This window comes from Mycolicibacterium arseniciresistens (genome assembly GCF_030519285.1).
Lineage (GTDB): Bacteria > Actinomycetota > Actinomycetes > Mycobacteriales > Mycobacteriaceae > Mycobacterium > Mycobacterium arseniciresistens.
Genome location: NZ_JAUMSQ010000550.1, coordinates 1 through 379 on the forward strand (window position 1 = coordinate 1; position 379 = coordinate 379).

The window sequence follows — 379 nt, forward strand, 5'->3', positions numbered from 1 at the left end:
GACGACGGGCCGGTGGTGGTCAGCGTCGTCGGCCTCGTGCACAAGCCGGGCCTGGTCACCCTCGCTGCGGGCGCGCGTATCGCCGACGCCCTCGAAGGAGCGGGCGGCGCGCTGGACGGTGCGGACCTCGTCGGGCTGAACCTCGCGCGCCGCGTCACCGACGGCGAGCAGATCATCGTCGGCATCGCGGCGCCGCCGGGCCGGCCGACCACGATGGGCAGTTCGGTGAGCGACGCGACTCCCGCCGCGCCGCCGGGAGTCCCGCCGCGCGATCCGGGCTCTGCACCGCCGGAAGCGGTGGACCTCAACACCGCGACGGCCGAACAGCTCGATGCGCTGCCCGGCGTCGGACCGGTGACCGCGGCGGCGATCATCGCGT

The 379-nt window shown here is 75.7% G+C and carries 1 protein-coding gene; it reads left to right on the forward strand.

Annotation, left to right across the window (positions count from 1 at the left end):
• The coding region (locus Q2100_RS31420) for an SLBB domain-containing protein (RefSeq protein ID WP_302917149.1) at positions 1-379 on the forward strand (379 nt) is incomplete at both ends.